Below are 25,427 nucleotides of genomic sequence, written 5' to 3' on the forward strand. Positions count from 1 at the left end.
CACCTCATCCCGGGCGCCCCCGTCCCGGGCCCCCGGGAGACACGAGGAGCCGCCGCCGATGACCCCGCCCGAACCCCCCGGCGAGGCGGCGGCCTTCGACGCCCCCGGCGAGACGGCTGCCACCGGTGCCGCCGACCGGGCACTGAAGGCGGCCGCCCGGCACAGCGCCGGCCGCACCGCCGCCGTGGCCGGCTGCTCGCTGGCCGCCGCGTGCGCGGCACTCGCCGAACCGGCGGTCCTCGGCCACGCCCTCGACCTGCTCCTGCGCCGCGACCCCTCGGGCACCCTGTGGGCCCTGTGCTGCGCGGCGGTGATCGCCGCCGAAGTCCTGCTGGACGCCGCGACCGCACGGCTCACCGGCAGCGTCGACGCCCGCTCCACCGCCTGGCTGCGCCGGCGCGGCCTCGCCGCGCTGCTGCGTACCGCGCCGCACCACGCCGCGCGGCACTCCCCCGGTGAGGTCTCGGCCCGGCTCACGGCGCACGCCGCGGGCGCCGGAACCGTTCCCGCGGCCGTCGCGACGGCCGTCACGGCCCTGCTGCCGCCGGTCGGGGGACTCGTCGCGCTGTTCCTCGTCGACGTCTGGACCGGCCTCGCCTTCCTGGCCGGGGTGCCCGTCCTCGCGCTGCTGCTGAGGACCTTCGCGCGCGCGTCGGGAGCCAGCGTGGGCCGCTACCAGCAGGTGCAGCTCGCCATGGCCGGCCGCCTCGCCGAGGCCCTGGCCGGCGCCCGCACCATCGCGGCGGCCGGCACCGCCGACCGGGAGGCGGCGCGGATCCTCGCCCCGCTGCCCGAACTGGGCCGCGAGGGACGGCGGATGTGGCGGATCTACGGCGGCACCGCCGCCCGCACCGGCGCCCTGATGCCGCTCCTGCTCTACGTGGTCCTCGGCGTGGGAGGCATGCGCCTCGCGGCCGGGGCGCTCGGCGTCGGCGGCCTGCTCGCCGCCGTCCGCTACGCGGGACTCGCCGCCGGCGCCGGAGCCGTCACGGGCCGGCTCGCGGCGGTGGTGCGCGGCCGCGCCGCCGCCCGCCGCACGGCCGCCCTCCTCGGCCTGGCCGAACTCCCCCAGGGGGACCTGGAGCACGCCGCCGGCGGCCCCGGCACGCTGGAGCTGCGCGGGGTCCGCCTCGTACGGGCGGGCAGGACCGTGCTGAGCGGCGTCGACCTGCGTCTGCCGGGCGGCACCACCACCGCCGTCGTGGGCCGCTCGGGGTCCGGCAAGAGCCTGCTGGCCGCCGCCGCCGGACGGCTCACCCCCTGCGACGGCGGACGCGTACTGCTCGACGGCACCCCGCTGGAGGAGCTCACCGCCGGGGCGCTGCGCCGCGAGGTCGGCCACGCCTTCGAGCGGCCCGCCCTGTTCGGGGCGACCGTGGGCGCGGCCATCGCCTTCGGAGCCCGGCCGGAGCCCGGGGCCGACGCCGTTGGGGCCGCCGCGCGGGCCGCCGGAGCCGAACCGTTCGTACTCCGCCTGCCCGAGGGCTACGGCACACCCCTCGCCGACGCCCCGATGTCCGGAGGTGAGCTCCAACGCCTGGGCCTGGCAAGGGCCTTCTGCGGTGCGGGGCGGGTGCTCGTCATGGACGACGCCACTTCCGGCCTGGACACCGTCACCGCCCGCGAGGTGGAACACGCCCTGGCCCACCGGGTGCGGGCCGGGACCCGCCTCGTGGTGACCCACCGCGCTTCCACGGCCGCCCGCGCCGACCTCGTCGTATGGCTGGACGAGGGCCGGGTCCGGGCCACGGGGACGCACGCCGGGCTGTGGCGGGACCCCGCCTACCGCTCCCTGTTCGGGGCGGGCACGGACCCCGGCGCCGACGGCCCCGGGGCGGACCGGTGAGCGGGCACGGCACCTGGCGGCGGGTCGGCGGCGAGGGACGCCGCTTCCTGCGCGGCCGCACCCGGATCCTGCGCCGCCTCGCCCTGTGGTCCCTGCTGGAGTCCGCCCACACCTTCCTCGGCGGGTACGCGGTGGCCCGCGCCCTGGACGACGGCTTCCTCGCCGCCCGGACCGGCACCGGCCTCGCCTGGCTGGCCGTGGCCGGGGCCGGCGCCCTCCTCGGCGGGCTGGCCCTGCGGGGGGTCTTCGGCGGGCTCTCCGACCTCGTCGAACCGATGCGCGACGGCCTGGTGCGCCGGGCCGTGCGCCAGGCCCTGGAGCGCGCGGTCGCCGACCCCGCGCGGGCCGCGCACGACGGGGGCGTCTCCCGGCTGACCCAGCAGACAGAGACGGCCCGGGACTCCTTCGCCGGACTGGTGCTCGTCGCCCGGTCCTTCGTCTTCACGGCGGCGGGGGCGCTGGCCGGGATGGCGGCGCTGGCGCCGGTGCTGCTCCTGCTCGTCCTGCCGCCGCTGCTCCTGGGAACGGCCGGATTCCTGCTCACGCTGCGTCCGATGGCACGGGTGCAGCGGCGGGCGCTCGACACCGACGAGGCCCTGGCCGCGCGGACCGGCGAGCTGGCGGCGGGCCTGCGCGACGTGGTCGCCTGCGGAGGCGGCGCCGAGGCGGGGGCCGGCCTGCGGCTGCTGATCGCCGAGCAGGAGCGGCTGACCCGCCTGCTGGCCCGGTGGGCCGCACTGCGCACCGTGGCGCTCGGCGTCGCGGGCCGGCTCCCGGTCGTCGCCCTGCTGCTGGGGGCGCCCTGGCTGCTCGGGCGGGGGCTGAGCGCGGGGGCCCTGGCCGCCGCGCTCACGTACCTGGTCCAGTCCCTGCTGCCGGCACTCGACGCGTTCATGGGCGCCCTGGGCTCCGCGGGCACCAGGCTGGTGGTGGTCCTGGACCGCTTCTGCCTCCCGCGCCCGGGGCGGGCACCGGACACCGGGATGGGGGATCCGGCACCGGCACCGGAGCCGGTGTCCGCGCCGGGCGGTGGCGGGGGCGATGGCGGGGATCTCGCCGCCGAGCTGCGCCGGGTGCGGTTCGCGTACGGGGCCCACTCCCCGCCGGTGATCGACGGTCTCGACCTGGCCCTGCGCGAGGGGGAGCACCTCGCCGTCGTCGGGCCGAGCGGCATCGGCAAGTCCACGCTCACCGCGCTGCTCGCCGGGCTGCTCCCGCCGGGCCGGGGCAGCGTGCTGCTGGCCGGCGCGCCCGCCCGGCACGCGCCCGCTCGGGGTCCCGATCCCCGGCGGACCCTGCTGCCGCAGCAGGCGTACGTGTTCACGGGCTCCGTCCGCGAGAACCTGACGCACCTGTGCCCCGGGCCGGTGCCCGGGACACGGCTGGACGCGGCCGTGGCGGCCATCGGGGCGGACGGCCTCGTGGAACGGCTGGGCGGGCCTGACGCGCCGTTGGACCCCGCCGCGCTCTCACAGGGCGAACGGCAGCTTCTGGCCCTCGTGGCCGCCTACCTGTCGCCCGCTCCGCTGCTCCTGCTCGACGAGGCCACCTGCCACCTCGATCCGCCGGCCGAGGAGCGTGCCGAGCGGGCGCTCGCCGACCGCCCGGGCACGCTGGTCGTCGTGGCCCACCGCATCTCCTCCGCGGCCCGGGCCGACCGGGTCCTCGTACTCGACGGGAGCCGTGCGGTCTGCGGCACGCACGCGGACCTCCCTGCCAGGTCGGCGCTGTACCGGGAGCTGGTGGGGCTCTGGAACGCGCGGGTGTGAACGGGCGGGGGTGAACGGGGGGTCTCAGACCCAGCCGGCCCGCCGGGAGATCCGGATGGCGTCTATCCGGTTGCGGGCGCCGGTCTTGCGGGTGGCGGCGGCCATGTAGTTGCGCACGGTGCCGCTGGCGAGGTGCAGGGCGTGCGCGATCTCCGCGATGGAGTCGCCCTCCGCGGCCCGGGCCAGCACGGTCAGTTCGCGCGGGCTGAGCGGCATGGGGTCGGCCTCCAGCAGGGCCGAGGCGAGGGAGGGGTCGACGAACCGCTCTCCGGCGGCGACCTTGCGGATGGCCCGGACGAGCCGGCCGGTCGATCCGTCCTTGTCCACGTAGCCGCGCGCCGCGGCGCGGACTCCGCGCTGGAGGGAGCCCGGCGCCCCCGACGTGGCGAGCACCAGCAGCGGGGCGGGCGGCTCGTCGAGCGGGCGGGAGGCCCCCGCCCGGGCCTCCAGGGTGGCCGAAGCGCCCGGACAGTCGAGGTCGACGACGGTCACGTCCGGTCGTAAGGACTCCGCCTCGCGCGCCGCGGACCGCCAGCCGGCGCACGTGACGTCGAAACCGCCCTCGGATCTCAGCAGGGCGGCGAGCGCCGACCTCACGAGGCTGACGCTGTGCAGGACGAGGACCTTGGTCATCGGGGCTCTCCTCGGGTGCTGATCAACGGGCACCAAGCGGGTGCCCAGCAACCACCGGGTCGGAACGTCCGCGTCCGCGGCGCGGGGGCGCACGTGGCCGAAGCCCGGCGCCCGGGCGAGCGGCCTGGCGGCCGGCCGCACCGGCGTCACGCTCCGCGGGCGCGGCCGCGGCGCCGGGGCGCACGCGGCGGCGGGCTGAAGCGGTAGGGCTGATTCCGGGTGCTTTCCGGCTCCTGGTCCGCCCAGGCCGCCGGCAGCCGGCGCGGCGCACGGCCGTGCGCCCCCTCCGGGACCGCGGCCTCCTCCGCCGACGTGCCCCGCACACGCCGGAGGCCTTCCTCCGCGAGAACCGGCACCCCGGTTCCGCTGACCGGGGGTCAGCACGGCGGGGTTCCCGGGCCGTTCGCACGACCTCGTGATCCGTACGGGCTGTCCGGCCGCCCGTACGGATCACGCCGGGGAGCCGTCCTCCCGTGGGCGTGGTCGGCTGGGCTCGGCCCGCCACGGTCCCCGGCGGCCGGCCGTCCCCGCAGCCGCAGAAAGAGGAACCCCGATGTTCCGTCGGCGTGTCCCGGCCGTCCTCGGCCTTGTCGCGGGAGCGCTGGTGGCTGTCCAGGCCGAGGCCGCGCACGCCGCCACCGTGCAGGTCCGCTGCTCGGTCCCGGATCCCGTCGAGGCGATCAACGCCGCGAACGCCGCACGGGGACCGGACACGCTCCAGCTCGCTCGCGGGTGCACGTACAAACTGAGGGCGCCCCGCCTTTCCCGAAGCCGTGGGCGTCTCCTGCGGCGGCGGCATCTCCAACAACGGGGTGATGCGGATCACCCACCACAACCGGGCGGGGGACAGCGGCGGCATCTTCAAGGCGTCGGGCCCGCTCACCCTGAGCGGTGACGTGGTCCGGCACCACCAGCCCAACAGCTGCGCCCCGTCCGGCGCGGTGCCGGGCTGCACCGGCTGAGGCCCCCACCCGGTGGTCGCCGCCGCCGGGTGTCCGTAGCGGATGCCGGGCCGGGGCGGATCAGCCGATCGGATGACGGGAGGGTCGGCCGGGCGGGCGGCACGGCAGGGACGGCGGGCGGACCGCCCGCCCGGGCGGGCCGGGCCACGATGGAGGCATGAACCCGCACGACCGACTGATGCTCGACGCCGCCAAGGCCGGTGACACCGACGCGGTGCGCGCCGCGCTCGCCGCCGGCGCCTCTCCGGAGATCCGCGACGAGGACCTCCGCACACCGCTGCTGCTCGCGGTGCTCGGCGACCACGTGGGCGTGGCCGAGGTCCTGGTGGCCGCCGGCGCCGACCCGAACGCCCCCGACTCCCGTGCGGACAGCCCCTGGCTGGTCACCGGGGTCACCGGCAGCGTCCGCATGATGCGGGTCCTGCTCCCGGCCGGGCCCGATCTGACGCAGCGGAACCGGTTCGGCGGGATCTCCCTCATCCCGGCCGCCGAGCGCGGGCACGTCGGATACGTACGGGCCGTGCTGGCGGAGACGGACATCCGCGTCGACCACGTCAACCGGCTCGGCTGGACCGCCCTGCTGGAGGCGGTGATCCTCGGCGACGGCGACTTCCGCCACGAGGAGGTCGTGCGGCTGCTGCTGGCCGCCGGGGCGGACCCGTGGCTCGCCGACTCCAAGGGGGTGACCGCGTACGAGCACGCGGTGCGGCGCGGCTTCGACGGCCTGGCCCGGCTCCTGCGCGCGGCGCAGGACCGGCCGGGCGGCGACGGCCGGAGCGCGCGGTGAGCCGCCGGGCCCGTACCCGGGTGCTGCTCGTGGCCGTACCGGCCGTCCTCGCGCTGCTGGGCGGCTGCACGACGGCCGGGGCCGAGGGCGGGGCGGGCCGTGCCGCAGCCCCGCCGGCCCCGAGCGGGACCCCGCTGCCCGCCGGCCGCCCCACCCCCGAAGGGACCCTGCTCGTCGCCGACTTCGGCGCCGACACCGTCACGGCGCACCCGCGGCCGCGGGCTTCATCCGCTGGCGTACCGGACCCGGGCCGATTGTCAGTGGCGGGTGCGAGGATCGGAGCATCAAGTCGGAAACAGGGGGAGCGGCCATGTCCGGAATCCAGAATTACATCAATCACGTTGCCCTCGTACTGGACGCGAGTTCGTCCATGTCGCACCTGAGCCAGAAGGTCGTCGACGTCGCCGACCAGCAGATCGCATATCTGGCCCGCCGTTCGAAGGAACTGGACCAGGAAACCCGCGTCACGGTGTACGTGTTCTCGAACAAGGTCGAATGCGTCATCTACGACAAGGACGTGCTGCGAATGCCGTCCCTGAAGCAGCTGTACCGGGTCGGCGGGATGACGGCGCTGCTGGCGGCCACGCTGCAGTCGCAGCGGGAGCTGGCGCAGACCGCCCAGCTCTACGGCGACCACAGCTTCCTGACGTTCGTGCTGACCGACGGTCAGGAGAACGCGAGCCACCGGTGCCCGGGTGCCCCCGGCCGCACCCCGAGTGACCTGGTGAAGGCCGTGGGCACGATGATCGAGACCCAGGACGACAACTGGACGCTGGCCGTCCTGGTGCCGGACCAGATGGGCAAGCGCGAGGCCATGCAGTGCGGCTTCCCGAAGGACAACATCGCCATCTGGGACGCCACCAGCACCCGGGGGCTGGAAGACGCCGGACAGGTCATCCAGGAGGCCACCGAGAAATTCATGGTGGGCCGCACCAAGGGAATCCGCGGTTCGCGGGCCGTTTTCTCCACGGGCGGCGAGGCCGTCAACAAGAAGGCCATCGAGGCGGCCGGACTCACCCCCGTGGACGTCTCGAAGTACCAGCTCATTCCCGTGGCCCGCGACGCCGCGATACGGGAATGGGTCGTCGAGAGCGGGCACACCTACCGCACGGGCTGCGCTTTCTACCAGCTGAGCAAGTCGGAAAAGGTCCAGGCCCGAAAGCAGATCGCGGTGCTGGAGAAGAAGACGGACCGGGTCTACACGGGGCCGGAGGCCCGCGCCCTGCTCGGCCTGCCCGACGCGGAGGTCCGCGTCAAGCCCGACCACAACGACGACTTCACGATCTTCGTGCAGAGCACCAGCGTCAACCGGAAGCTGGTACCGCAGACGCGTCTGCTGCTCATGGTCTGAAGTCACCGCCGCCGGACCGGAATCGGGGACCCGGGGACCGACTGGGAAGGGGTCCTGGGCGCCTTCGGCGGGGGTCCGGGGCACCCGCCGCACGGGTGTGCGACCGGTTCGCCGGCCGCGCCCGCGCGGGGCGCCAACCGGCCGTCCAGCGCTTCAGGGAAATGACTCTGACCTGGTGTTTTGTGAGATCGCACCTAGGCTGTGGGGGTCTGCTGGACACCGTCGAAGGGGGACTTCATGAGCAAGGACCGCATCGAGTACGACGCCTCCCGCATCCAGGTGCTGGAGGGAGCGGCGGCCATCCGGCTGCGGCCCGGGATGTACGTCGGCTCGTGTGACGAACGCGGCCTGCACCAGATGCTCTTCGAGATCGCCGGCCGGGCGGTGGAGGAGGTGCTGGCCGGCCGCGCCGGCTCCGTCCACGTCAGCCTCACGCCCGAGGGGTTCGTACGGGTCGCCGATGACGGTCCTGGGGTGCCCGTCGAAGGGGTCGAGGCGCTGATGACCGGCGTACCGGGGCCGCGGCCCGGCGGTCGGGACTCGGTGCTCCTCGGGCCCTGGGGGATCGGCCCGTGCGTCGCCGGCGCGCTGTCGAGCCGCCTGACGGTGGAGGTACGCCGGGACGGTGTCCGCTGGCTCCAGGAGTACGAGCGCGGTGCCGCACTCGCCCCGCCCTCGCCGGCGGGGCCCGCCGTGGACACGGGGACCGTCATCTCCTTCCGGCCCGACTCCGAGATCTTCGGCACGGCCGAGTACGACTTCGACAAGCTGGCCGGCCGCTTCAGGGAGTTGGCCTTCCTGAACCGCGGCCTCGACATCGCGCTGCTCGACCGGCGCCCCCAGGGCGGGTCCCGGTCCGAGCGCTTCCGGTTCCCTCTCGGGGCGCGGGAGTTCGTCGCCTTCCTCGACGACCGGGCCGGGGTCTCCGCAGGCACCGGCGTCCGCGGCTTCGAGCTGGAGGTCCCGCGGATGGCCGGGACGCTGGAGGTGGCCCTGAGGTGGAACGACTCCCCCGAGGAGCGGGTCCTGGGCTTCGCCAACAGCTCGCCCACCCCGCACGGCGGCACGCACGTCGTCGGCCTCCGCGACGGGGTGGCGGCCGCGGTCAGCGCCTTCGCGCGGGACCGCGGGCTGCTGTCGGCGGCGGAGGCCGACTTCGGCGCCGACCTCGTCTGCGAGGGCCTGACGGCGGTGGTCTCGGTGAAGCTCGACCGCCCCGAGTTCGAGGGCGCCACGCGCGGTGCGCTCGGCAATGCCGTGGTGCGCGGCTGCGTCGCGGAGGCCGTACGGGGAGAGCTGGGCGCCTGGTTCGCACGGGACCCGCGGCCGGCCGCGTCGGTCGTCAGCCGTGCGCTCCGGGGTTCCCGCCCGGCCTGACCGGGTGCAGACCGTCTTCCCCGTCCCCCGCCGGCCGCGGAAGACGGGGAACGGCCGGCAGTTCACCGCAGTCGTGGGTGTCGAGCCAGGCCGTGGCCCTCTCGCAGAAGAGGCGGATCCCCAGCGGCATGGCCAGGTCGCGCATCCGCCTCGCGACCGGGCCCGCCGTCTTGGCGTCCCGGTTGTCCCGGGCGGCCCTGGCCGTCTTGGCGACGCGCGAGGACCGGGCGGTGTCGTACGCCGCGAGGGCCGCCGCCACCGAGGGCTCCGCGGCCGGTGAGCGCGCCTGCTCGGTGGCGACGGCGTCCACCTGGAGTGGCTGGCCGGGCGCGGCCACCGGCTGCCCGGCGACCCGGCGGTCGTCGCCGCGGCCATGGGGGCGATGGTCTCGATGCTCGGCCACGCCGTCGCCGCCGCCGGGGAGGGCGGCCCGCCGGCCACCGACGAGGAGATCCCCGACGCCCTCACCGCCCTGCCGCTCCACGGCCTGGCGGGACCGGCACCGGGCGCGGACCGAGCCGCCGGGGTCCGGCCGCGGGGCCTCCGGCCGTCACCCGGTCGGGCCAAGCCGCGGCGGTCCGCTACCGCGAATGGTCCAGGATCGGGACACCGGACAGGCCGTTGTCGGGGTGAGGTGCCTAACGTCGCTGGCAAGGCACATCGTTCGGAGACCTGTTCTCGCAGACCTTTCGCAGACCTTGTGGAGACGCCATGTCCCGTAGAGGCCGCTGGATGGCCGGCGCCTGCGCCAGTACGGCCGCCGCCGTACTGCTCGCCACCGGGGGCGCCCCGGCCCCCGCACCGCACGGGGGCTTCGGGAGCGGCTCCGGGAAGGGGGTCGCGGTGGGCGCCTACCTCCACTACGGCTCGCCCGGCGTCGACCGCATGCGGGGGCTCTCGCACTGGCTGGGCGGGACCGACCTGCGCGCCGGCCACACCTACCTGCCCGGCGACACGTGGGCGAACATCGAGGGAGCACCCGATTCCCTGCACAGCTGGGCCCGGTGGCGCAAGGAGCGGCCCGACCGGCTGTTCGTGCTCAACGTGCCCATGCTGAACCAGAACGAGGCCGACGTCCCCGATGACCGGGTCGCCGAGCTGCTGCGCGCCGGTGCGGAAGGCGAGTACGACCACCACTTCCGGCGGCTGGCCGGACGCCTGGTCTCCCTGGGACTGCCGGACACGGTGATCGTGCTCGGCTGGGAGATGAACGGGTTCAACTACACCCACCGGTGCAAGCCCGACCCGGAGAGCTGGAAGCGGTACTGGCGGAACATCGTGTCCTCCATGCGCTCGGTTCAGGGGCAGCGGTTCCGCTTCGACTTCGCCCCCAACCGCGGGAGGGACGCGATCGGCTGGACGAAGTGCTATCCGGGGGACGACGTGGTCGACATCGTCGGGATGGACTCCTACGACCAGCCGCCCGGGGAGAGCTTCGAGGAGCAGGTCACCCAGCCGTACGGCCTCCAACAGCACGTCGACTTCGCGCGGGCGCACGGCAAGCGGATCTCGTACCCCGAATGGGGGCTGTTCCGCAACGGCGACAACGCCGAGTACATGCGGGACATGCTGGCCTGGATCGCCGACCACAAGCCGCTCTACCACAGCATCACCGACTACTGCCCGCACGGCGTGTGGCAGTGCGGGCAGAACCCGCGTTCCGCGCAGGTGTTCCGGGAGTTCCTGTCGTCCGGCCGGGGCGGGCGGCCGGCGGGCGGGCCGCCACGCCCGGGCGGTCACCCGGGCGAAGCCGTCGGGAGCGGTGAAGGGGCCAGCGGCCGCGGCGGTCGCGAGGCGGTGGGACCGATTGCCCTCTGGGGCGACTCCGGCCGCTGACCGCTCCCGCGGCCGTCCCCGGCGCGCCCACGCGTCCGCCGTGTCGCAGGACGTCTGCCCGAGGATGGCGGGATGACATTCACGACACGGACCATCGACGTCACCACCGGCTCCGCGGAGACCGTCCACGATCTGACGGCGGCCTGCGCCGGCTTCCTGCGCGAGGCGGCCCGGGGGCGCGACGGGCTCCTCAACGTGTTCACGCCCCACGCGACGGCCGGGCTCGCGGTCATCGAGACGGGTGCGGGCAGCGACGACGACCTGCTCGGCGCCCTGGCCGAGCTGCTGCCCGCGGACGACCGCTGGCGCCACCGCCACGGCTCCCCCGGCCACGGTCGCGACCACGTCCTCCCGGCGTTCGTGCCGCCGCACGCCACGCTGCCGGTCGTCGGCGGCGAACTCGCCCTGGGTACATGGCAGTCGGTCGTCCTGGTGGACACCAACAAGGACAACCACCGGCGCACCGTACGGCTGTCCTTCCTCGGCTGACCGGCCGCGCACGGGCCGGCCGGCCGGCCCGCGCGCCGGTGGCGCGGGCCGGTGTCCGGTCATCTCCCCGGCAGCGCGGGGCCGTTCGGGAATCCCGCCGGTTCAGAAGGGACGGCCGCCGAAGGCGCCGCCGGCGCGGTAGTAGTCGGCCAGTTCGTCGTGGTAGAGGGCGTCACCGAGGTGCTTCTCCCGGTGGAACTCCGGTGCGTGCTTGATCTGTTCCTTGGTCCGGTCGACGTAGATCTTCTCCTCGTCGACGTCGATCCGCGAGACGGTGCCGGCGGGCAGGAGTACCTCCTTCCCGAAGATCCACGGTCCGGTGTCGACCACGATGTAGGCGGAGCCGGCCTCGTCCGAGTGCCTGTCGACCTTGCCGATGCCGCCGTCGACGGCCTCCACCTTGTATCCGCTCAGATCGACGCCCTGCAACCGCCCGGACGTCTCGCGGTAGCCCCACACGTTCTCGGTCATCAGAAGTGGTCCTTTCCGTTCGACGGAAGTCGTTCTCCGTGTCACCGCGCCTGCCCCGCATCCCCCGGCTCACACCCGGTCGGGGCGTTCGGGGCCCGATACCGGCGGAACCGCCCGGCCGGGCACCCGCGTTGCGGGCCGGAGGACATCCGGGCATATCATCTCGGGCCGATTTGCCCGACCCGAAAAATTTCACGCCGTGTCCGACCGTGCATGAGTGGAGACTTCGTGCAAAATGGGCGGTCGTCGGGAGCCATTACGCAGTCACCGAGAACAGTCACCATCACGGTCTTGTTCCTGTATATGAATGCGGAGGTATCACGATTGCCGAAAACAAAAAAACGCGTGAAGAGGCACAGCTTCCCCGCCCTGCTCCTCTCCCTCTCCGTGGCCGCCGCCCTGTTCGTCCCCGCCCGCCCGGCCCAGGCCGCTTCCCAGTACGGGATAAAGGCCGTCGCCATCGCCGCTTCCAAGAAGGGCGCACCTTACGTCTACGGCGCCACCGGGCCCAATGAATTCGACTGCTCGGGCCTCACTCTCTACGCCTTCCGGAAGGCCGGCCGGGCCCTTCCCCGCACCGCGGAAGCCCAGTACGAGAGCACCCTCCACATTCCGCACACGCAGCGCGCCCCCGGTGATCTGGTCTTCTTCCCCAAAGGGGGAACCATGGGCCACGTCGGCATCTACGCCGGCCACGACAAGATCTGGCACGCACCCAAACCCGGCACCCGCGTACGGCTGGAACGCATCTGGACCGGCACCGCCCGCTACAGTCGGGCCAATTGAACGAGCAGCGGGCGAAACGGATCAGCAGGGGTGTGAGCAGCAGTGGTCACCGGCGCGAGCGCTGCGCCTCGACGATCTGCCGCACCGAGCCGTCGAGGCCGGCCCGGGCCTGGATCCGCTCGGCGAAGCCGGGGAACTGTCCGGCCACGGCACTGAGCAGCCGCAGTTCCAGCGGTGCCACGTTGACCTCGCAGCGGTCGCGGCGGACGGCCCGCACGACGCCGTCGGCGACCTGCCCGGGCGTCACCGTCCTGATGCCGCTCGGCGGGGCGGCACCCGTCGCGGCGAACATGCCCGCGTCGCGGACGAAGCCCGGCTGCACGAGGGACACCCCCACTCCCGTGCCCCTGAGTTCCTGGCGCAGGGCGAGGGCGAAGCCGCGCAGCCCGAACTTCGTCGCGTTGTACAGGGAGGTCGACTTGGTGGCCGCCTTCCCGGAGATGGAGCCGACCAGCACGATGTGTCCGCGGCCGCGCTCCGCCATGCGCGCCGCGAGCAGCCGGGACAGCAGGACCGGGGCGCGCAGGTTGACGTCGAGGGCGCGGTCGAGCTGCTCCTCGGTGTAGTCCAGCAGGTCGCCGCTGGCGGGCAGGGCGGCGTTCGCGACGAGGAGGTCCGTCCCGGCGCAGGTTTCCGCGAGCCGGACCACGTCGGGGCGTACGGCGAGGTCCGCGACCACGGTGCGGGCGCCGCAGGCACCGGCGGTGTCCTTGAGGGCCCCCTCCCGGCGCCCGGTGACCGTGAGGCGGGCCCCCTGGGCGGCCAGGCGCACCGCCAGGGCGGATCCGATGCCTCCGGTGGCCCCGGTGAGCAGGACGTTCGATCCGGATATCTCCACGACGACTCCCGTACGGCTTTCCCTCGGACTGTTCGTTCGAACGAACAGTAGGGACCGCCCCGCGCGTTGTCCACACCCCGCGCGCTTTCAACTCCCCTCACCCACAGGGGAAGTGGCCCGGCACGGCCGATGGGGCAGAATGCCGACATGCCCCGTGCTTCCGAAACCCGACAGAGCATCATCGACGCCGTACTGCGGATCATCGGGCAGGACGGGATCGCCGCCGTCACCAACCGGCGGATCGCCAAGGAGGCAGGGGTCTCCCTGGGCTCCGTCACCTACCACTTCGCCACCCAGCACGAGTTGCTGCGCGAGAGCCTGCTGCACTTCGTGGCGGAGGAGACCCGGCACTTCACGGAGCTCGCCGACTCGTGCGCGGACGAGCGCTTCGACATCGGACGGGCGGCGGAGGTGGTGGCGCGGGTCGCGGGCGGCAACGCGTTCGACAGCCGGCACATCGCGCCGTTCGAGCTGTACGTCCAGGCCGGCCGCGACGAGCGGCTGCGCGCCTCCGCGGCCGAGTGCTTCGCCGCCTACGACCTGCTGGCCACGCGGGTCCTCAGCCACCTCGGCGTGCCGGATCCCGAACGGCTGGCGGGCGCGGCCGTCGCCCTGGTCTTCGGCCAGCAGCTGCGCCGCCTGGCCACCGGCGCCCCGGCCGAGGACCTCGTCGACGCGCTGATGGTCCTCACGCAGCTCGCCCCGGCGCGGACCTAGAGGGCGTCCGGTCGGGCGGGAGCGGATGTGGTGGGAACACTCCAAGATCGATTCGGGATCCTTGTTCCCGGCCACGGCTCCGGTGCGTACCGCTGCCGACGCAGACTGGCGGGACGCGGTGGCCGGTCGGCCGCCGCGTCCTTGTCCCGGCCGACCCAAGGACTGCCACCGTGAACGAGCGCGTTCTGACCCCCCGCAACCGGGGCTTCCTCTTCCTCGACTCCCACCCGGCGGGCTGCCGGCGGCTGGTGGACGACATGTGGCAGGCGTGCCCCGCTCCCGCCGACGTCCCGGAGGGCGACGGCCCAGTGGCACTGGTCATCGGCTCCTCCGCCGGATACGGCCTCGCCGCCACCCTCGCCGGACTCAAGCGGGCCGGGATCCGCGGGATCGCGGTCTCCTTCGAGAAGGCCCCCACGCCGCGGCGTACCGCCACGGCCGGCTGGTACCGCACCGCCGCCACCGCCGACATCGCCCGCTCGGCCGGGCGGGACCTGGTCTTCCTCAACGGCGACGCGTTCTCGGACGCGATGAAGGAGCAGGTGGCCGAGCTCGTCGAGCGGCGCTTCGGCGGCCGGCTGGACTACCTGGTGTACTCCGTCGCCGCCCCCCGCCGCACCGACCCCGACACCGGTGCCGCGTACGCCTCCGTCCTCAAGCCGATCGGCGGGGCGAACCGCACCAAGACCCTCGTCTTCGACGACGAGGGCGCTCCCGAGGTCCGCGAGGTCGAGACCGGGCCGGCCGAGGGCGACGACGTCGAGCAGACCGTGGCCGTGATGGGCGGCGCCGACTGGGAGCGCTGGATCGACCACCTCGCCGGACGGGGCCTGCTCGCCGAAGGCTTCGCCACCGCCGCGCTGTCGTACATCGGCTCGCCGCTGACGGCGGCGATCTACCGGCAGGGCACCATCGGCGTGGCCAAGGCCCACCTGGAGGCGACCGCCCGCACCCTGGACGAGCGCCTCGCCAAGACGGTGGGCGGCCGGGCCGTGACCTCCGTCAACGGCGCCGCCGTCACCCAGTCCTCCACCGCCGTCCCCGGCATCGCCCTGTACACCGGCCTGCTGCGCGGGGTGCTCGGAGAGGACCTGGTCCCGCCGATCCGTCAGCTCGCCGCCCTGTGGGACCAGCTGACCGGCGCGGCCCCGCTCGCCCAGGACGACGAGGGCCGGGTCCGGCTCGACACCTGGGAGCTCGCCGACGGGGTCCAGGCGGCCGTCGCCGAGCGCTGGGAGGCCGCCACGACCGGCACCATCGCGGGGCTCGCCGACCTCGACTGGTTCCGCGACGAGGTCCGGCGCCTGTACGGGTTCTCGGTGCCGGGCATCGACTACACCGCCGCCGTGGCCACCGACATCCCCTGGCCCACAGCCTGATCCGGCCCGAATCCGGCCCGGCCCGAACCCCGACACGGCCTGCACTCCGTCCGGCGGCCCGCCGGGCGGGGCTGTAGGGTGCGGCCGTGACGGAGCATCAGCGCGACCTCGTCGGTTACGGTGCCGAGCCGCCGCACGCCGCCTGGCCCGGCGGGGCCCGGGTCGCCGTCAGCCTCGTACTCAACTACGAGGAGGGCGGCGAGCGGAGCGTTCTGGAGGGCGACCCGGCCTCCGAGGGGTACCTCCACGAGATCGTCGGCGCGCCGCCTGTGGTGGGCGGGCGCGACCTGAACGTCGAGTCGATGTTCGCCTACGGTTCGCGGGCCGGGTTCTGGCGCATCCACCGCACCCTCGCGGAGTACGGCGCGCCGCTCACCGTCCACGCCGTGGGGCAGGCGCTCGAACGCAACCCGGAGGCGGCGCGGGCGATGGGCGGCGCCGGCTGGGAGGTGGCGGGCCACGGCTGGCGCTGGACCGACTACCGCGATGTGCCCGAGGACACCGAGCGCGCCGAGATCGCGCGCTGCACCGCCGCCATCGAGCGGCTCGTCGGCCGCCGGCCGGTCGGCTGGTACACCGGGCGGACGAGCCCCGCCACACGGCGGCTCGTCGCCGAGGAGGGCGGTTTCCTCTACGACTCCGACGACTACTCCGACGACCTGCCCTTCTACGTCGAGGCGGCCGGGCGGCCGCACCTCGTGGTGCCGTACAGCCTCGACGCGAACGACTTCAAGTTCCTGATCGTCCACGGCTTCACGACCGCCGACGACATGCTCGGCTACCTCGTCGACACGTTCGACGCGCTCCACGCCGAGGGCGCCGACCGGCCGCGCATGATGAGCGTCGGCCTGCACTGCCGGATCATCGGCCGGCCCGGGCGCATCCGCGCGCTCGACGGCTTCCTGCGGCACGTCGCCCGGCGCGGCGGGGCATGGGTCACCACCCGCGAACGCATCGCGCGCCACTGGCTGGCCGCCCATCCGCCCGTGCGCTGAGCCGTACGGCCGGACCCCGGGCCGGCGGCCCCGGCCGCTTCGCCCGGGTCCGTCAGTCGCCCCGGCCTCCGCCGCCCCCTCCCCCGCAGGACGAGCCTCCGCCGCAGGAGTCGCCGCCGCCGTCGCCCCACGAGGACCTCCGCCGCCGCGGCCGCTTGCGCCCGAACAGCACCTGGACGGCCACCACGAGGATGACGACCGCCATGGTCAGCACCACTTCCATCCTGCTCTCCGTTCCCTCTTCGTTCCGTGCCGGCACGATGCCCTGCGCGGGAACGGCCCCAACCCCGTGTTGAGCAACTTCAGAGCTTCGGATGCGGGGTCCCCGGTGCGGCCGGTGTCACCTTCCGGAGTGCGGACGGAGCAGGCGGGCCTCGACGTCGCCGTCGACCGTGCGGCATTCGAAGACCGGCTGCGGTGCGGTCGCTGGGCCGCTGACGTTCCAGCCGTCCGACAGGCGGAAGACGCTGCCGTGCCAGGGACAGCGGACGCAGCCGTCGGCGAGCTCGCCCTCGAACAGGGGGCCGGCCATGTGGGAGCACCGGCCGGCCAGCGCGCGGATCTCGCCCCCGGACTGCCGCACCACCAGCACGTCCACTCCCGCCAGCTCGGCCCGCACGGCCCGCCCCACGGGGAAGTCCGCGACCGCACCGAGCCGGCTCCAGCCCTCCGGCACGATGTGCGGGACCGCCTCCGCGTGGTTGGCCCCGGCCGCCTGACGGTACGAGAGGTGTCCGCCCAGGGCTCCGCCGACGCCGACCGCCGCGAGGCCGGCCGCTCCGAGGAGCCTGCCGGATGTGTTCCGGCCGCGCAGGCGCGCGGCGAGGGAGGCGGCGTAGAGCGATACGCCGGTGAGGTTCGCGGCGGCGTGGACGAGTCCGACCCGGGCCTGCTCGGGCGGCAGCTCCGCCCAGTCGGCCCAGCCGGCCACCGCCGCGGGTGCGGCCGAGACCAGGCCCACTCCGATCAGCACCTGCTGCTCGCGCCGGCGCCCGGGGAGGCAGTCCAGCACGGCGGCCGAGAGCCAGGCCCCGAGGGGTACCTGGACCAGCAGGGGATGCAGCGGGTGCCCGAGCGGAAGGCCGTGCAGTACGTCGCGGGCCGGACCCAGCGGAACGGCGCGCACGGCCCCGCGCACCGCGGACGCGAGGCGGTCGGGCGCGGGCCACTGCTCCAGCCGGTCCAGACCCGCGAGGAGCCGGCGCGACCAGGCGCGGGAGCCGCTTCTTGTCAGGGGTTGTCCGGTCATGGGCCGCGTCTACCCCGCGCGGCCGCGGTTCACCACCCTTCGGGCGCGGGGGCTCCGCGGGGCGCGCACACCCCGGCGCGCCACGCGCGACGGCGTGCGCGCCGTTGTGACCGGGGCGGCGGTTCCCTAGCGTGCTCGGCGCGGGTCCGGCGGCGAGGGGAAGGCGCCGGTTCCGCTGCCGGACCGTCGTCGTACGCACGGGAAGCAGGGGGAACATGAGCGCACCGGGAGCGAGCACGCCGGACACGCACCGGCCGAAGGGGAGGATCTTCCAGACCTCGACCATGACGGCCATGCTGGAGGGCGTCTACGAGGGCACGACCACCATCGCCGAGCTGCGCCGGCACGGTGACTTCGGGATCGGCACCTTCGACCGGCTCGACGGCGAGATGATCGTCCTCGACGGCCGCTGCTACCGGCTGCGCGCCGACGGGTCCGCCGGTGAGGCCGACCCGTCCACGCGCACGCCGCTGGCGGCGGTGACCTACTTCCACGGCGAGCACGACTGGCGTACGCGGGAGGCGGTCGACGCCGCGGGGCTGCGGGCGCTGATCGACGACCGGCTGCCGAGCCCCAACCACTTCTACGCCGTCCGCGTCGACGGGTACTTCGACCACGTGGTCACCCGGATGCTCCCCGAACAGCACCGGCCGTACGCGAGGCTGATCGACGCGGTGGCGGGACAGATCGTCTCCACCCACACCGGCCTCGCGGGCACCGTCGTCGGTTTCCGCAGCCCCGCCCACATGCTGGGGGTGGCCGCCGCCGGGTACCACCTGCACTTCCTCTCCCGCTGCCGCACGCGCGGCGGGCACGCGTACGACTTCGTGCTGCGCTCCGGGCGGGTGCGTGTCGACGTGGGGTACGAACTGGTGCTGCACCTGCCGCGCACCGCGGACTTCGGCCGCGCGCGGCTCGGGCGGGGCGATGTCGCGGGGGAGATCGAGGCGGTGCTCCAGGGACGCCCGAAGCGGTGACGGGCGTCCCGTCCGGGGGCCCGTCCTTGCGGCGCGGGCGTCAGAACGCGAAGACGGCGTTGCCGTTGAGGGTCGCGTTCATGGCGCAGGCGTTGGAGAAGGTGTGCTTCCAGGTGACGCGGCTGCCCTGCCAGACGCCCTCCGCGGTGACGGTCACCGGCGCGTAGTGCATGGGGCAGGCGCGGTTGGTGTCGGGGGCGGCCAGCAGGCGGTCGAAGGTGCCTCCGGTGGAGTTCAGGGCCGTACAGGCGGCCTTGGGGTCGGGGTGCGTGCCCTGCGCGCTCGGCATGCAGCTGAGGGTGGCGGCACGCAGGACCGTGGCGGAGGCGTCGTCGCCCTGGGCGACGGAGAAGACCATGGCGGACGGGGCGTACAGGCTGGTGGGCTTGGCCTCCGCCATGCCGGTGGCGCCTGCCAGGCACAGGAGGGCGGCGGCGGAGACGGCAGCGAAGCGGTAGCGCACGACAAGACTCACTTTCGATACGAAGGTTGAGCGCGACAATTACTTTCGTTGTCGGGCTCCGATGCGACCGAGTCTGTCGGGTATGAAGGTGGAGTGCATATCGACGGCCGATTTACGGACAGGCCGTTCGAATATCGGATAACGAATGGTCGTTCGGGCAGCTCAGGCGGTGTGCGCCGCTCCGTGTCCGGACGGAAACAGGGGGTGAGGAGGGGGCCGCCCGGCCGAAGGCGGGCCGCTGACCTGCCGTCGAGCGGCCCGCGTTCACCTGGAGGTCATTCAGCTTGTCCGGATCGCTGCGGTTTCCCTGCCGTGGAACCGGTCGTCGTCCCTGACCTGGACCTGAACCGTCGGGGAGGCGCACGCGACGAGGATCCCGAGTACGAGGAGGAGCACGATCAGCGCCTTCGCCGGCGTGCCGAGGAGCAGCGGCCGGGTGCCGGACCCCGCGCCGGGCCCGGGTGCCGGGGCGGAGGCGGCCGGCGCGTCGCCGAACAGGCGCTTGGGGTACGCGGAGGTCAGCATCATCGTGTACGCCTGGTAGCGCATCCGGTACCGCGCGACCGCCGCGACGGCGCCGAAGACCGCGGTGGGCATGCGCCCCAGCACGAGGGTGATCAGCCAGAACACCCAGCAGACGGCGCCCCAGCCGTACTGCAGGAGGCCCGCCACGATCATCGCGGGGATCATGAGGACGAGGCGGAACAGGACCGCCGCCCGGTTCAGCGGGCCGGGGCGCAGCTCGATCCGGACCGGATGGCCGGGCGCCTCGAAGGAGAACGGCGGGTACCGGTCCACCAGCAGCACCGCACTGGCCGCGACCCGGGTCTCGTACGCCAGGAACCCGCCGAGGAAGCGGGCGATGCCGTCGGGCAGGCGGCCCTGGACCAGAGCGGCGAACCAGCCGGCGATGGTCACGAAGAAGGCGGCGATGCCGAGGAGGGCCGTGACGATCAGCTGCGGCAGCAGCAGGAGCAGCCGCAGCAGCACCGTCCAGCGTCGCTGCCGGCCCGGCGGCGGGACGTCGAGCTCGGGCAGGTGCTCGCCCTGCGGGTGGCCGGCGTCCGGCGGGCGGGGGGTCCAGCCTGTGGTCATGCGGCGCTCCTGCCGTCGGTCGGGGCGCGCGGGCCGCGCCGCCCGGCCGGTCGGCCGGGACGGCCGCATGCGGAAAGGCGGGTTCCGCGCGTACGCCCTGTCAGGGGTACCGCGCGGAACCCGCCTTTCCAAGGATCCCGGCTGTGGCCGGCCGCCCGTTGCCCTGAAGGGCCCCTCCGGCGGCCGGGCCCGGCCCGTCTCAGGCCGTGGCGGGCGCCGCGGCCTCGGCGGCCGCGGGCGGCTCCGGGGTCTCGTCGGCGGAGGTCCCGTCGGCGTCGGGGCGGGGGATGCGGTGCAGGCCCCGGCGGTCGTAGAGGCGGGTGACCGCGAAGCCGAAGAGCAGTGCGGCGACCAGGGCGATCCCCATCGCGGCCCACGCCCGGCTCAGGCCGGCGTCGGCCTGGGCCCCGTAGAAGAGCAGGGAGCGCAGCCCCTCGGTGACCTGGCGCAGCGGCTCGAACTCGGCGAGGCCGCGGAAGAAGCCGGGCAGCGCCTGGAGGGGCACGGTGGCGCCGGAGGAGGGAACCGCCATCGCGATGAAGACGATGGTGGCCAGCAGCATGCCCGGGGTGCCGAAGGCGGCGAACAGGGCGAGGCTGCCGATGCCCACGACCGCGATCGTGGCGACGGAGTACAGCCACAGCAGGCCGAGGTGGGAGGCGTCCATGTCGAGGATGGCGACGGTGGCGACCTCGACGAGGGTGCCCATGATCACCGACATACCGAGCATGAGCGCCATGCCGACGGCCAGGGTGCGGACGCGGCTGGTGTGCTGCACGGGTTCGCGCTTGCGGACCGGGCCGTAGTCGGTGTGCAGGTAGCCGAGCGCGGTGTCGACCTGGGAGTTGACCAGGTTGGCGCCGAGCATGCCGCAGACGACCAGGACCAGGGCGTAGTAGAAGGCGCTCAGGCCCATGGCGCTGCGGGAGCCGAGGGGGTGGCCGTCCGCGACGGTGACGGTGACCGGGTCGGCCAGCTTGAGCTGGGCGGCCGTCGGCAGCGGGGCCTTCTGGGCCGCGGCCTGCTTGAGGAGCTCCTGGCCGATCTGCGCGGAAGCCGCGTGGGCCGCCTTCTGGGCGGCCTGGGAGGACATGGAGGAGCCTATGCTGCCGGCGGACTGGTTGGTCAGCACCGTGATCGTCGGCGGCGCGGGCTTGCCCTGGGCCGGCTGGGGAGCGGCGAGCGCGGTCACCGTGGCGGAGAACTCCCGCGGGATGACCAGGGCGCCGAAGACCTTGCCGCGGCCCAGCCGCTTGTCGGCCTCCTCGCGGCTGACGAGCTGCCAGTCGATGCTCTTGTCGCCCTCGGCGGCCTTCTCGATGCCCGAGACGACCTGCTCGCCGAGGTTGACGCTGCGGCCGCCCGCGTCGGCGCCCGCGTCGGCGTTGACCAGGGCCACCGGCAGGTCGCGCAGGTTCCCTCTGGGGTTGACGTTGCCGCCCACGTAGAGCAGGGCGAACAACATCGAGACCACTGCGGCGATGAGTCCCGTACCGATCCACAACTTGGGTCGGCGGAGCACGGAGGGTGGCGTGGGGTGAGGCATCGATTCTCCGGTGCGGCTGCGATTCCTGAGTTGGATACTTCTGGTATCCAGTGACTGGATACTGGCAGTATCTTGTTGTGGTGTCCAATCGCCCATGCCGGACACCGGACCGGATCGCATGACCAGCAGGGAAGCCGTATGAAGATCTCGGAGCTCAGCCGGCTCACCGGCGTGCCGGTCGCCAGCATCAAGTACTTCCGGCGGCAGGGTCTGCTGCCGGCCGGGCGGGCGACGGCCGCGACGCTGGCGGAGTACGGGGAGGAGCACGCGGAGCGGCTGCGGCTGATCAAGGCCCTGACCACGCTCGGCGGCCTCTCCATCGCCGCCACCCGCGAGGTGCTCGGGGCCGTCGACCAGGCCCACAGCACCGAGGGCGCCCTCGGCGCGATCAGCTACGCGCTCCCGGTGCCGGTGGCCTCCCAGGGCCCCGGGGGCGACGAGGAGGACACCGACGCCGACGAGGCCGCCGGGGCGGAGGTGGCGGAGCTGCTCGCGGCCCTGGACTGGCGGGCGCCCGGCACGTCACCGCACGTCAAGGGGCTGACGGCGGCCCTCAAGGAGTTGCGCCGGCTGGACGCCCAGTACGCCCCCGGCGAGCTGGCCGCCTACGCGAGACTGGCCGGGTCGGTGGCCCGGCTGGACCTGGAGCGGGCGTCCTGCCTCGACGAACCGGTGGCCCTCGCGGAGCGGGCCGTCATCGTCTTCGCGATCTGCGCCCCGGTCTTCGAACTGCTGCGCCGCCTCGCCCAGGAGGACCAGGTCCGTCGCCGCATCGCGGAGGACGGCGCCGGGTCCGGCCGCTAGCCCGTCCCGTCCGGGCCTGGTGGGTGCCACCCGGTCACGGTGCACGCGGTCACGGCGTCACGCGGTCACGGTGTCACCGTGGCGGTGGGCCACCCTCCACTCGCCGTCCTCCCGGCGGTAGACCTGGGTCGCCCGCAGGGTGTAGGTCCGGGGCTCTCCGTCGACGGAGGCGGAGGTGTGTTCGAGGCCGGCCGTGTAGGCCATGTCGCCGACGACGTCGTACGCCTGGAGTTCGAACTCGTACGAGGTGCAGTCGGAGAAGCTCTCGCCGAGACCGGTGAACAGCTCGTCGAGCTCCCGCCGGCCGATGGCGTTGCGCCACGCCCCCAGGACGCTGACCGGCTCGTTGCGCGACCACAGCGCCCGGCGGGGAGCCGGGTCGCCGTTGTGCAGTGCGCGCTCCGCCTCGTACAGGGAGGTCCTGACCCACGCCAGGAACTCGTCGCGGTCGCTCATGGCTTCATCATGCATCCGGCGGACGCCGGTCGCCCCGGGCCGGTGGCCGGCGAACCGGGTACGCGGGCGGTCCTGCCGGCCGGGCCTGCCGCCGGGGGCACCGGGGCCCGGCCGGCGGCGTCGGGGGCTCCGCCCGGGTCAGATGGTGACGCAGATGCCGTCCTCGATGGTGCGGCCGTCGCGCTCCAGGCCACCGCAGACGAGCTTGGCGCCCGCCTGCTCGTAGCCCACGTCCCACCGGTGGGAGGCCGCGTTCACCCTCGGGCCGTGGAAGTTGCCCCAGTAGGAGCGCAGCGTGCCCGGCAGGCCGTCCTTGGTCTGGACGGTGATGTCCTGTACGAAGCGGTTGTGGTGGGCGGTCATCACGCAGATGTACTTCCCGCATTGGCTGTGGACCCCGCTGGGACGCGCGTCGGCGGGAGCACCGGCGGTGAGCGCCAGGGTGACACCGGTTGCCAGGGTCGCGGCGAGGTACCGCAGGCGGTTGTTCATGGAAGAGCCGTCTTTCTTTCTGTCGCTCTGTCGCTGCTCGGAAAACGCCGGCGGGCGGCGGTGACCGTCGTGCCCACGGGGGCCCCGCTCTTGATCACGATCCGGTTGTAACGACCCGCGGCCGGGCCGGGACAGGGCACGGAGGGGAAACTCACCCGTGTGGGCTAGTGCGTTCACCTGGCAAAACGCCACTGCACCGGCGGGGCGGGCCCTCAGTCCACCAGCCCGGGGGCGAAGTAGTCGCGCAGCCTCGCGATCTTCCCGTCCCGGACGCGGAAAATCTGCACCAGCGAGACGGCCCGGTCTGCCGTGGAGCCGTCACCGTCGAAGACCGTGTCGATCTCGACGATGAAGACGTCGGGGTCGGAGGTGGTGTGCAGCACGTACCCGGACTTCTCGAAGTTCGGCGCGCCGCCGCCATCGACCGGTCGCGCGTAGTACGCCGCCATCGCGCCGCGGATCTCCTCTCGGCCCGCCAGCCTCCGCGGGAAGGAGGCTCCGTCCGGCATGAGCGGTGCCTCGAAGACCCCGTCCTCGGTGAAGGTCTCGGCGAGGGCGTCGGCGTTCCGGCTGATGGTGCCCGCGTGGAGGTAGCCCTCGAAGATCTGCTGCGGTGTCGGCGACACGTCGGCCTCCCCTGGAAGTCCGGCTGGATATCGGAAGGCCACACCATCACAGTGCCGCCTCCCCCACGGGGGTTTCGGGCAACGATCACCCTCCGCCGGCTCAGGGCCGCTCCAGCATCCGCCGCCGCAGGCTGTCGTAGACCGGCTCGCTCTCCAGCCGGTCCGCGGCCAGGACCGCGGCGAAGCAGGCGACCAGCAGCGGAAGGACGAGCGGGGTGGCCCCGGTCATCTCCAGCACCAGCACGACACCCGTGAGCGGCGCCCGTACGACGCCGGCGAACAGGGCGGCCATCCCGACGGCCGCGAACGCCCCCGGACCGGCCGCCCCGGCCGGCAGCAGCGGCGCGGTGACCGCGTGCGCGAAGGTCCCCCACAGGGCGCCCAGGGCCAGCAGCGGGGCGAACAGCCCGCCCGGGGTCGCGGCCGCGTAGCTCAGCGGGCCCGCCACGAACCGGACGGCGAACCAGCCCGCCAGCACCGCCACGGCGGGCTCCCCGCCCGCCAGCAGGCTTTCGCTCAGCGGGTCTCCGCCCCCGGCCAGCAGCGGGTCGTACGCCATGAGCAGGCCGACGACGGCCCCGATGACCGCGGCCCGGGCCACGGGCGGAACCCGGGTGAGCCGGTCGCACACGGCCAGCGAACCCACGACGAGGGCGCTGTAGGCCGCGCCGAGGACCCCGGCCACCGCGCCGAACAGCAGGAAGACCGGCAGCGTCCACGCGGGCGGGACCGGTGTCGGCACGACCGGGAAGACGGGCGCGTCACCCACCAGGAACCGGGAGCAGGCGAGCGCGGAAGCCGTGCCGATGAAGGTGAGCAGCACCAGGCGGGGCCGGACCGTACGGGTCACTTCCTCGCAGACGAACAGCAGCCCGCCGAGGGGCGCGGTGAAGGCCGCGGCCAGGCCGGCGCCGCCGAGCGCGGTGTGCAGCTGCCGGGTGTCCTCGGCGTCCAGGCGGGTGAGGCGGCCCGCCCCGGAGCCGATGGAGGCCCCCATGTGCACGATCGGGCCCTCCCGTCCGAGCACCAGGCCCGAGCCGATGGCGATGAGACCGCCGAGGAACTTGGCGGGCACCAGCCACAGCGAGCGGGGGCCCGGGCCGGCTTCCTCCCGCCATACGGCTTCCACGTGCTGGATGCCGCTGCCCGCGGCGTGCGGGACCCGCCGGGCGATCGCGCAGGCCACCGCCGCGCCGGCGGCGGCGAGCGCCACCGGGATCAGCCAGCCCGGGCCGCCGAGTGCGTCGGCGGCCTCCAGCACCCTGCCGCGCAGCGCGGCGGCGCGTTCCAGGCACCAGCGGAACGCACCGCCGACCAGTCCCACGAGGGCCCCGGCCGGCACCGCGAGCAGGTAGGCCCGGTACCCCTCCGGGGCGCGCCGACGACCGGGCATGTGCTGCCTCCCCACCGAGCCGTACGGACGTCGTCCGAGCCTGGACCCGTCCGGCGCCCGGCCCGGCGAAGCTCGCCGGGCACGTACGAC

At 74.3% G+C, this 25,427-nt stretch carries 27 protein-coding genes; 14 read left to right on the top strand and 13 right to left on the bottom strand.

Annotation, left to right across the window (positions count from 1 at the left end):
* Positions 1-58: 58 nt before the first annotated feature.
* Both ACZ597_RS17805 and ACZ597_RS17810 read left to right on the top strand, forming a co-directional pair.
* The gene (locus ACZ597_RS17805; protein WP_471330607.1) at positions 59-1,846 is read left to right on the top strand and encodes an ABC transporter transmembrane domain-containing protein; all 1,788 of its coding nucleotides are present in this window, start codon (positions 59-61) and stop codon (positions 1,844-1,846) included.
* Entirely contained in the window at positions 1,843-3,615 is a 1,773-nt protein-coding gene (locus ACZ597_RS17810; RefSeq protein ID WP_471330610.1) for an ATP-binding cassette domain-containing protein, read from the top strand. The genes ACZ597_RS17805 and ACZ597_RS17810 overlap by 4 nt, the downstream gene beginning before the upstream one ends.
* A gap of 24 nt (positions 3,616-3,639) precedes the next feature.
* Here the strand turns inward: ACZ597_RS17810 and ACZ597_RS17815 are convergent, their stop codons facing one another.
* The gene (locus ACZ597_RS17815; RefSeq protein ID WP_471330613.1) at positions 3,640-4,248 is read right to left on the bottom strand and encodes a response regulator transcription factor; all 609 of its coding nucleotides are present in this window, start codon (positions 4,246-4,248) and stop codon (positions 3,640-3,642) included.
* Positions 4,249-5,021: 773 nt separating this feature from the next.
* Here ACZ597_RS17815 and ACZ597_RS17820 point away from each other — a divergent pair.
* From ACZ597_RS17820 to ACZ597_RS17835, 4 genes are all read left to right on the top strand, one after another.
* The gene (locus tag ACZ597_RS17820) at positions 5,022-5,210 is read left to right on the top strand and encodes a hypothetical protein (RefSeq protein WP_471330615.1); all 189 of its coding nucleotides are present in this window, start codon (positions 5,022-5,024) and stop codon (positions 5,208-5,210) included.
* 157 nt (positions 5,211-5,367) lie between these two features.
* Positions 5,368-5,997, top strand: a complete 630-nt coding sequence (locus tag ACZ597_RS17825) for an ankyrin repeat domain-containing protein (protein WP_471330618.1) — start codon at positions 5,368-5,370, stop codon at positions 5,995-5,997.
* Positions 5,998-6,307: 310 nt separating this feature from the next.
* Positions 6,308-7,348, top strand: coding sequence for a vWA domain-containing protein (locus tag ACZ597_RS17830; protein ID WP_471330621.1), 1,041 nt, complete (start codon positions 6,308-6,310; stop codon positions 7,346-7,348).
* A 237-nt stretch (positions 7,349-7,585) separates the two neighbouring features.
* The gene (locus ACZ597_RS17835) at positions 7,586-8,725 is read left to right on the top strand and encodes a DNA gyrase subunit B (RefSeq protein ID WP_471330623.1); all 1,140 of its coding nucleotides are present in this window, start codon (positions 7,586-7,588) and stop codon (positions 8,723-8,725) included.
* Here ACZ597_RS17835 and ACZ597_RS17840 read toward each other — a convergent pair.
* Positions 8,691-9,209, bottom strand: coding sequence for a hypothetical protein (locus tag ACZ597_RS17840; RefSeq protein WP_471330626.1), 519 nt, complete (start codon positions 9,207-9,209; stop codon positions 8,691-8,693). The genes ACZ597_RS17835 and ACZ597_RS17840 overlap by 35 nt on opposite strands.
* A gap of 227 nt (positions 9,210-9,436) precedes the next feature.
* On the opposite strand from ACZ597_RS17840, the gene ACZ597_RS17845 reads away from it, so the two are divergent.
* Together ACZ597_RS17845 and ACZ597_RS17850 are read left to right on the top strand one after the other, a co-directional pair.
* Entirely contained in the window at positions 9,437-10,561 is a 1,125-nt protein-coding gene (locus ACZ597_RS17845; RefSeq protein WP_471330629.1) for a glycoside hydrolase family 26 protein, read from the top strand.
* Between the two features lie 72 nt (positions 10,562-10,633).
* Entirely contained in the window at positions 10,634-11,050 is a 417-nt protein-coding gene (locus tag ACZ597_RS17850) for a YjbQ family protein (RefSeq protein WP_471330632.1), read from the top strand.
* A 102-nt stretch (positions 11,051-11,152) separates the two neighbouring features.
* Here the strand turns inward: ACZ597_RS17850 and ACZ597_RS17855 are convergent, their stop codons facing one another.
* On the bottom strand, positions 11,153-11,521 hold the full coding sequence (locus tag ACZ597_RS17855; RefSeq protein ID WP_471330635.1) for a PRC-barrel domain-containing protein: 369 nt from the start codon (positions 11,519-11,521) through the stop codon (positions 11,153-11,155).
* 303 nt (positions 11,522-11,824) lie between these two features.
* Between ACZ597_RS17855 and ACZ597_RS17860 the strand changes: the two genes are divergently transcribed.
* Positions 11,825-12,307: a C40 family peptidase gene (locus ACZ597_RS17860; protein ID WP_471331320.1), complete on the top strand. Its 483-nt coding sequence runs from the start codon at positions 11,825-11,827 to the stop codon at positions 12,305-12,307.
* Between the two features lie 46 nt (positions 12,308-12,353).
* On the opposite strand, the gene ACZ597_RS17865 is transcribed toward ACZ597_RS17860, so the two are convergent.
* Positions 12,354-13,145 carry an SDR family NAD(P)-dependent oxidoreductase gene (locus ACZ597_RS17865; RefSeq protein ID WP_471330638.1) on the bottom strand — a complete coding sequence of 264 codons (792 nt, stop codon included), beginning with the start codon at positions 13,143-13,145 and terminating at the stop codon, positions 12,354-12,356.
* A gap of 147 nt (positions 13,146-13,292) precedes the next feature.
* Here ACZ597_RS17865 and ACZ597_RS17870 point away from each other — a divergent pair, with 147 nt between their 5' ends.
* The 3 genes from ACZ597_RS17870 to puuE all read left to right on the top strand — a co-directional run bounded on the left by ACZ597_RS17870 (position 13,293) and on the right by puuE (position 16,236).
* Positions 13,293-13,862: a TetR/AcrR family transcriptional regulator gene (locus tag ACZ597_RS17870; RefSeq protein ID WP_471330641.1), complete on the top strand. Its 570-nt coding sequence runs from the start codon at positions 13,293-13,295 to the stop codon at positions 13,860-13,862.
* A 170-nt stretch (positions 13,863-14,032) separates the two neighbouring features.
* Positions 14,033-15,241 (top strand): enoyl-[acyl-carrier-protein] reductase FabV, encoded by a 1,209-nt coding sequence (fabV, locus tag ACZ597_RS17875; RefSeq protein WP_471330643.1) that lies wholly within the window; start codon positions 14,033-14,035, stop codon positions 15,239-15,241.
* Between the two features lie 86 nt (positions 15,242-15,327).
* The gene (gene puuE, locus ACZ597_RS17880; RefSeq protein WP_471330646.1) at positions 15,328-16,236 is read left to right on the top strand and encodes an allantoinase PuuE; all 909 of its coding nucleotides are present in this window, start codon (positions 15,328-15,330) and stop codon (positions 16,234-16,236) included.
* Positions 16,237-16,288: 52 nt separating this feature from the next.
* On the opposite strand, the gene ACZ597_RS17885 is transcribed toward puuE, so the two are convergent.
* Both ACZ597_RS17885 and ACZ597_RS17890 read right to left on the bottom strand, forming a co-directional pair.
* Positions 16,289-16,459 (bottom strand): hypothetical protein, encoded by a 171-nt coding sequence (locus ACZ597_RS17885; protein WP_471330649.1) that lies wholly within the window; start codon positions 16,457-16,459, stop codon positions 16,289-16,291.
* A gap of 117 nt (positions 16,460-16,576) precedes the next feature.
* Complete coding sequence (locus tag ACZ597_RS17890; protein WP_471330651.1) at positions 16,577-17,485, bottom strand: Rieske (2Fe-2S) protein; 909 nt, start codon at positions 17,483-17,485, stop codon at positions 16,577-16,579.
* Positions 17,486-17,700: 215 nt separating this feature from the next.
* Between ACZ597_RS17890 and budA the strand changes: the two genes are divergently transcribed.
* Positions 17,701-18,462 (top strand): acetolactate decarboxylase, encoded by a 762-nt coding sequence (gene budA / locus ACZ597_RS17895; RefSeq protein ID WP_471330654.1) that lies wholly within the window; start codon positions 17,701-17,703, stop codon positions 18,460-18,462.
* Between the two features lie 40 nt (positions 18,463-18,502).
* Here the strand turns inward: budA and ACZ597_RS17900 are convergent, their stop codons facing one another.
* The 3 genes from ACZ597_RS17900 to ACZ597_RS17910 form a co-directional block, all read right to left on the bottom strand.
* On the bottom strand, positions 18,503-18,862 hold the full coding sequence (locus ACZ597_RS17900) for a subtilase-type protease inhibitor (protein ID WP_471331323.1): 360 nt from the start codon (positions 18,860-18,862) through the stop codon (positions 18,503-18,505).
* Between the two features lie 342 nt (positions 18,863-19,204).
* On the bottom strand, positions 19,205-20,020 hold the full coding sequence (locus ACZ597_RS17905) for a DUF4389 domain-containing protein (protein ID WP_471330657.1): 816 nt from the start codon (positions 20,018-20,020) through the stop codon (positions 19,205-19,207).
* A 199-nt stretch (positions 20,021-20,219) separates the two neighbouring features.
* Positions 20,220-21,566, bottom strand: a complete 1,347-nt coding sequence (locus tag ACZ597_RS17910) for a YhgE/Pip domain-containing protein (protein WP_471330660.1) — start codon at positions 21,564-21,566, stop codon at positions 20,220-20,222.
* A 138-nt stretch (positions 21,567-21,704) separates the two neighbouring features.
* On the opposite strand from ACZ597_RS17910, the gene ACZ597_RS17915 reads away from it, so the two are divergent.
* Complete coding sequence (locus tag ACZ597_RS17915) at positions 21,705-22,370, top strand: MerR family transcriptional regulator (RefSeq protein WP_471330662.1); 666 nt, start codon at positions 21,705-21,707, stop codon at positions 22,368-22,370.
* Between the two features lie 57 nt (positions 22,371-22,427).
* On the opposite strand, the gene ACZ597_RS17920 is transcribed toward ACZ597_RS17915, so the two are convergent.
* The 4 genes from ACZ597_RS17920 to ACZ597_RS17935 form a co-directional block, all read right to left on the bottom strand.
* Complete coding sequence (locus ACZ597_RS17920; RefSeq protein ID WP_471330665.1) at positions 22,428-22,826, bottom strand: nuclear transport factor 2 family protein; 399 nt, start codon at positions 22,824-22,826, stop codon at positions 22,428-22,430.
* A 138-nt stretch (positions 22,827-22,964) separates the two neighbouring features.
* Positions 22,965-23,318, bottom strand: a complete 354-nt coding sequence (locus tag ACZ597_RS17925) for a hypothetical protein (protein WP_471330668.1) — start codon at positions 23,316-23,318, stop codon at positions 22,965-22,967.
* Positions 23,319-23,530: 212 nt separating this feature from the next.
* Positions 23,531-23,944, bottom strand: a complete 414-nt coding sequence (locus ACZ597_RS17930; RefSeq protein WP_471330671.1) for a nuclear transport factor 2 family protein — start codon at positions 23,942-23,944, stop codon at positions 23,531-23,533.
* A gap of 100 nt (positions 23,945-24,044) precedes the next feature.
* A complete protein-coding gene (locus ACZ597_RS17935) occupies positions 24,045-25,337 on the bottom strand; it encodes a ClC family H(+)/Cl(-) exchange transporter (protein ID WP_471330673.1) in 1,293 nt (430 codons plus the stop codon).
* Positions 25,338-25,427 lie beyond the last annotated feature (90 nt).

It is taken from the genome of Streptomyces sp. NPDC040718 (assembly GCF_055593565.1).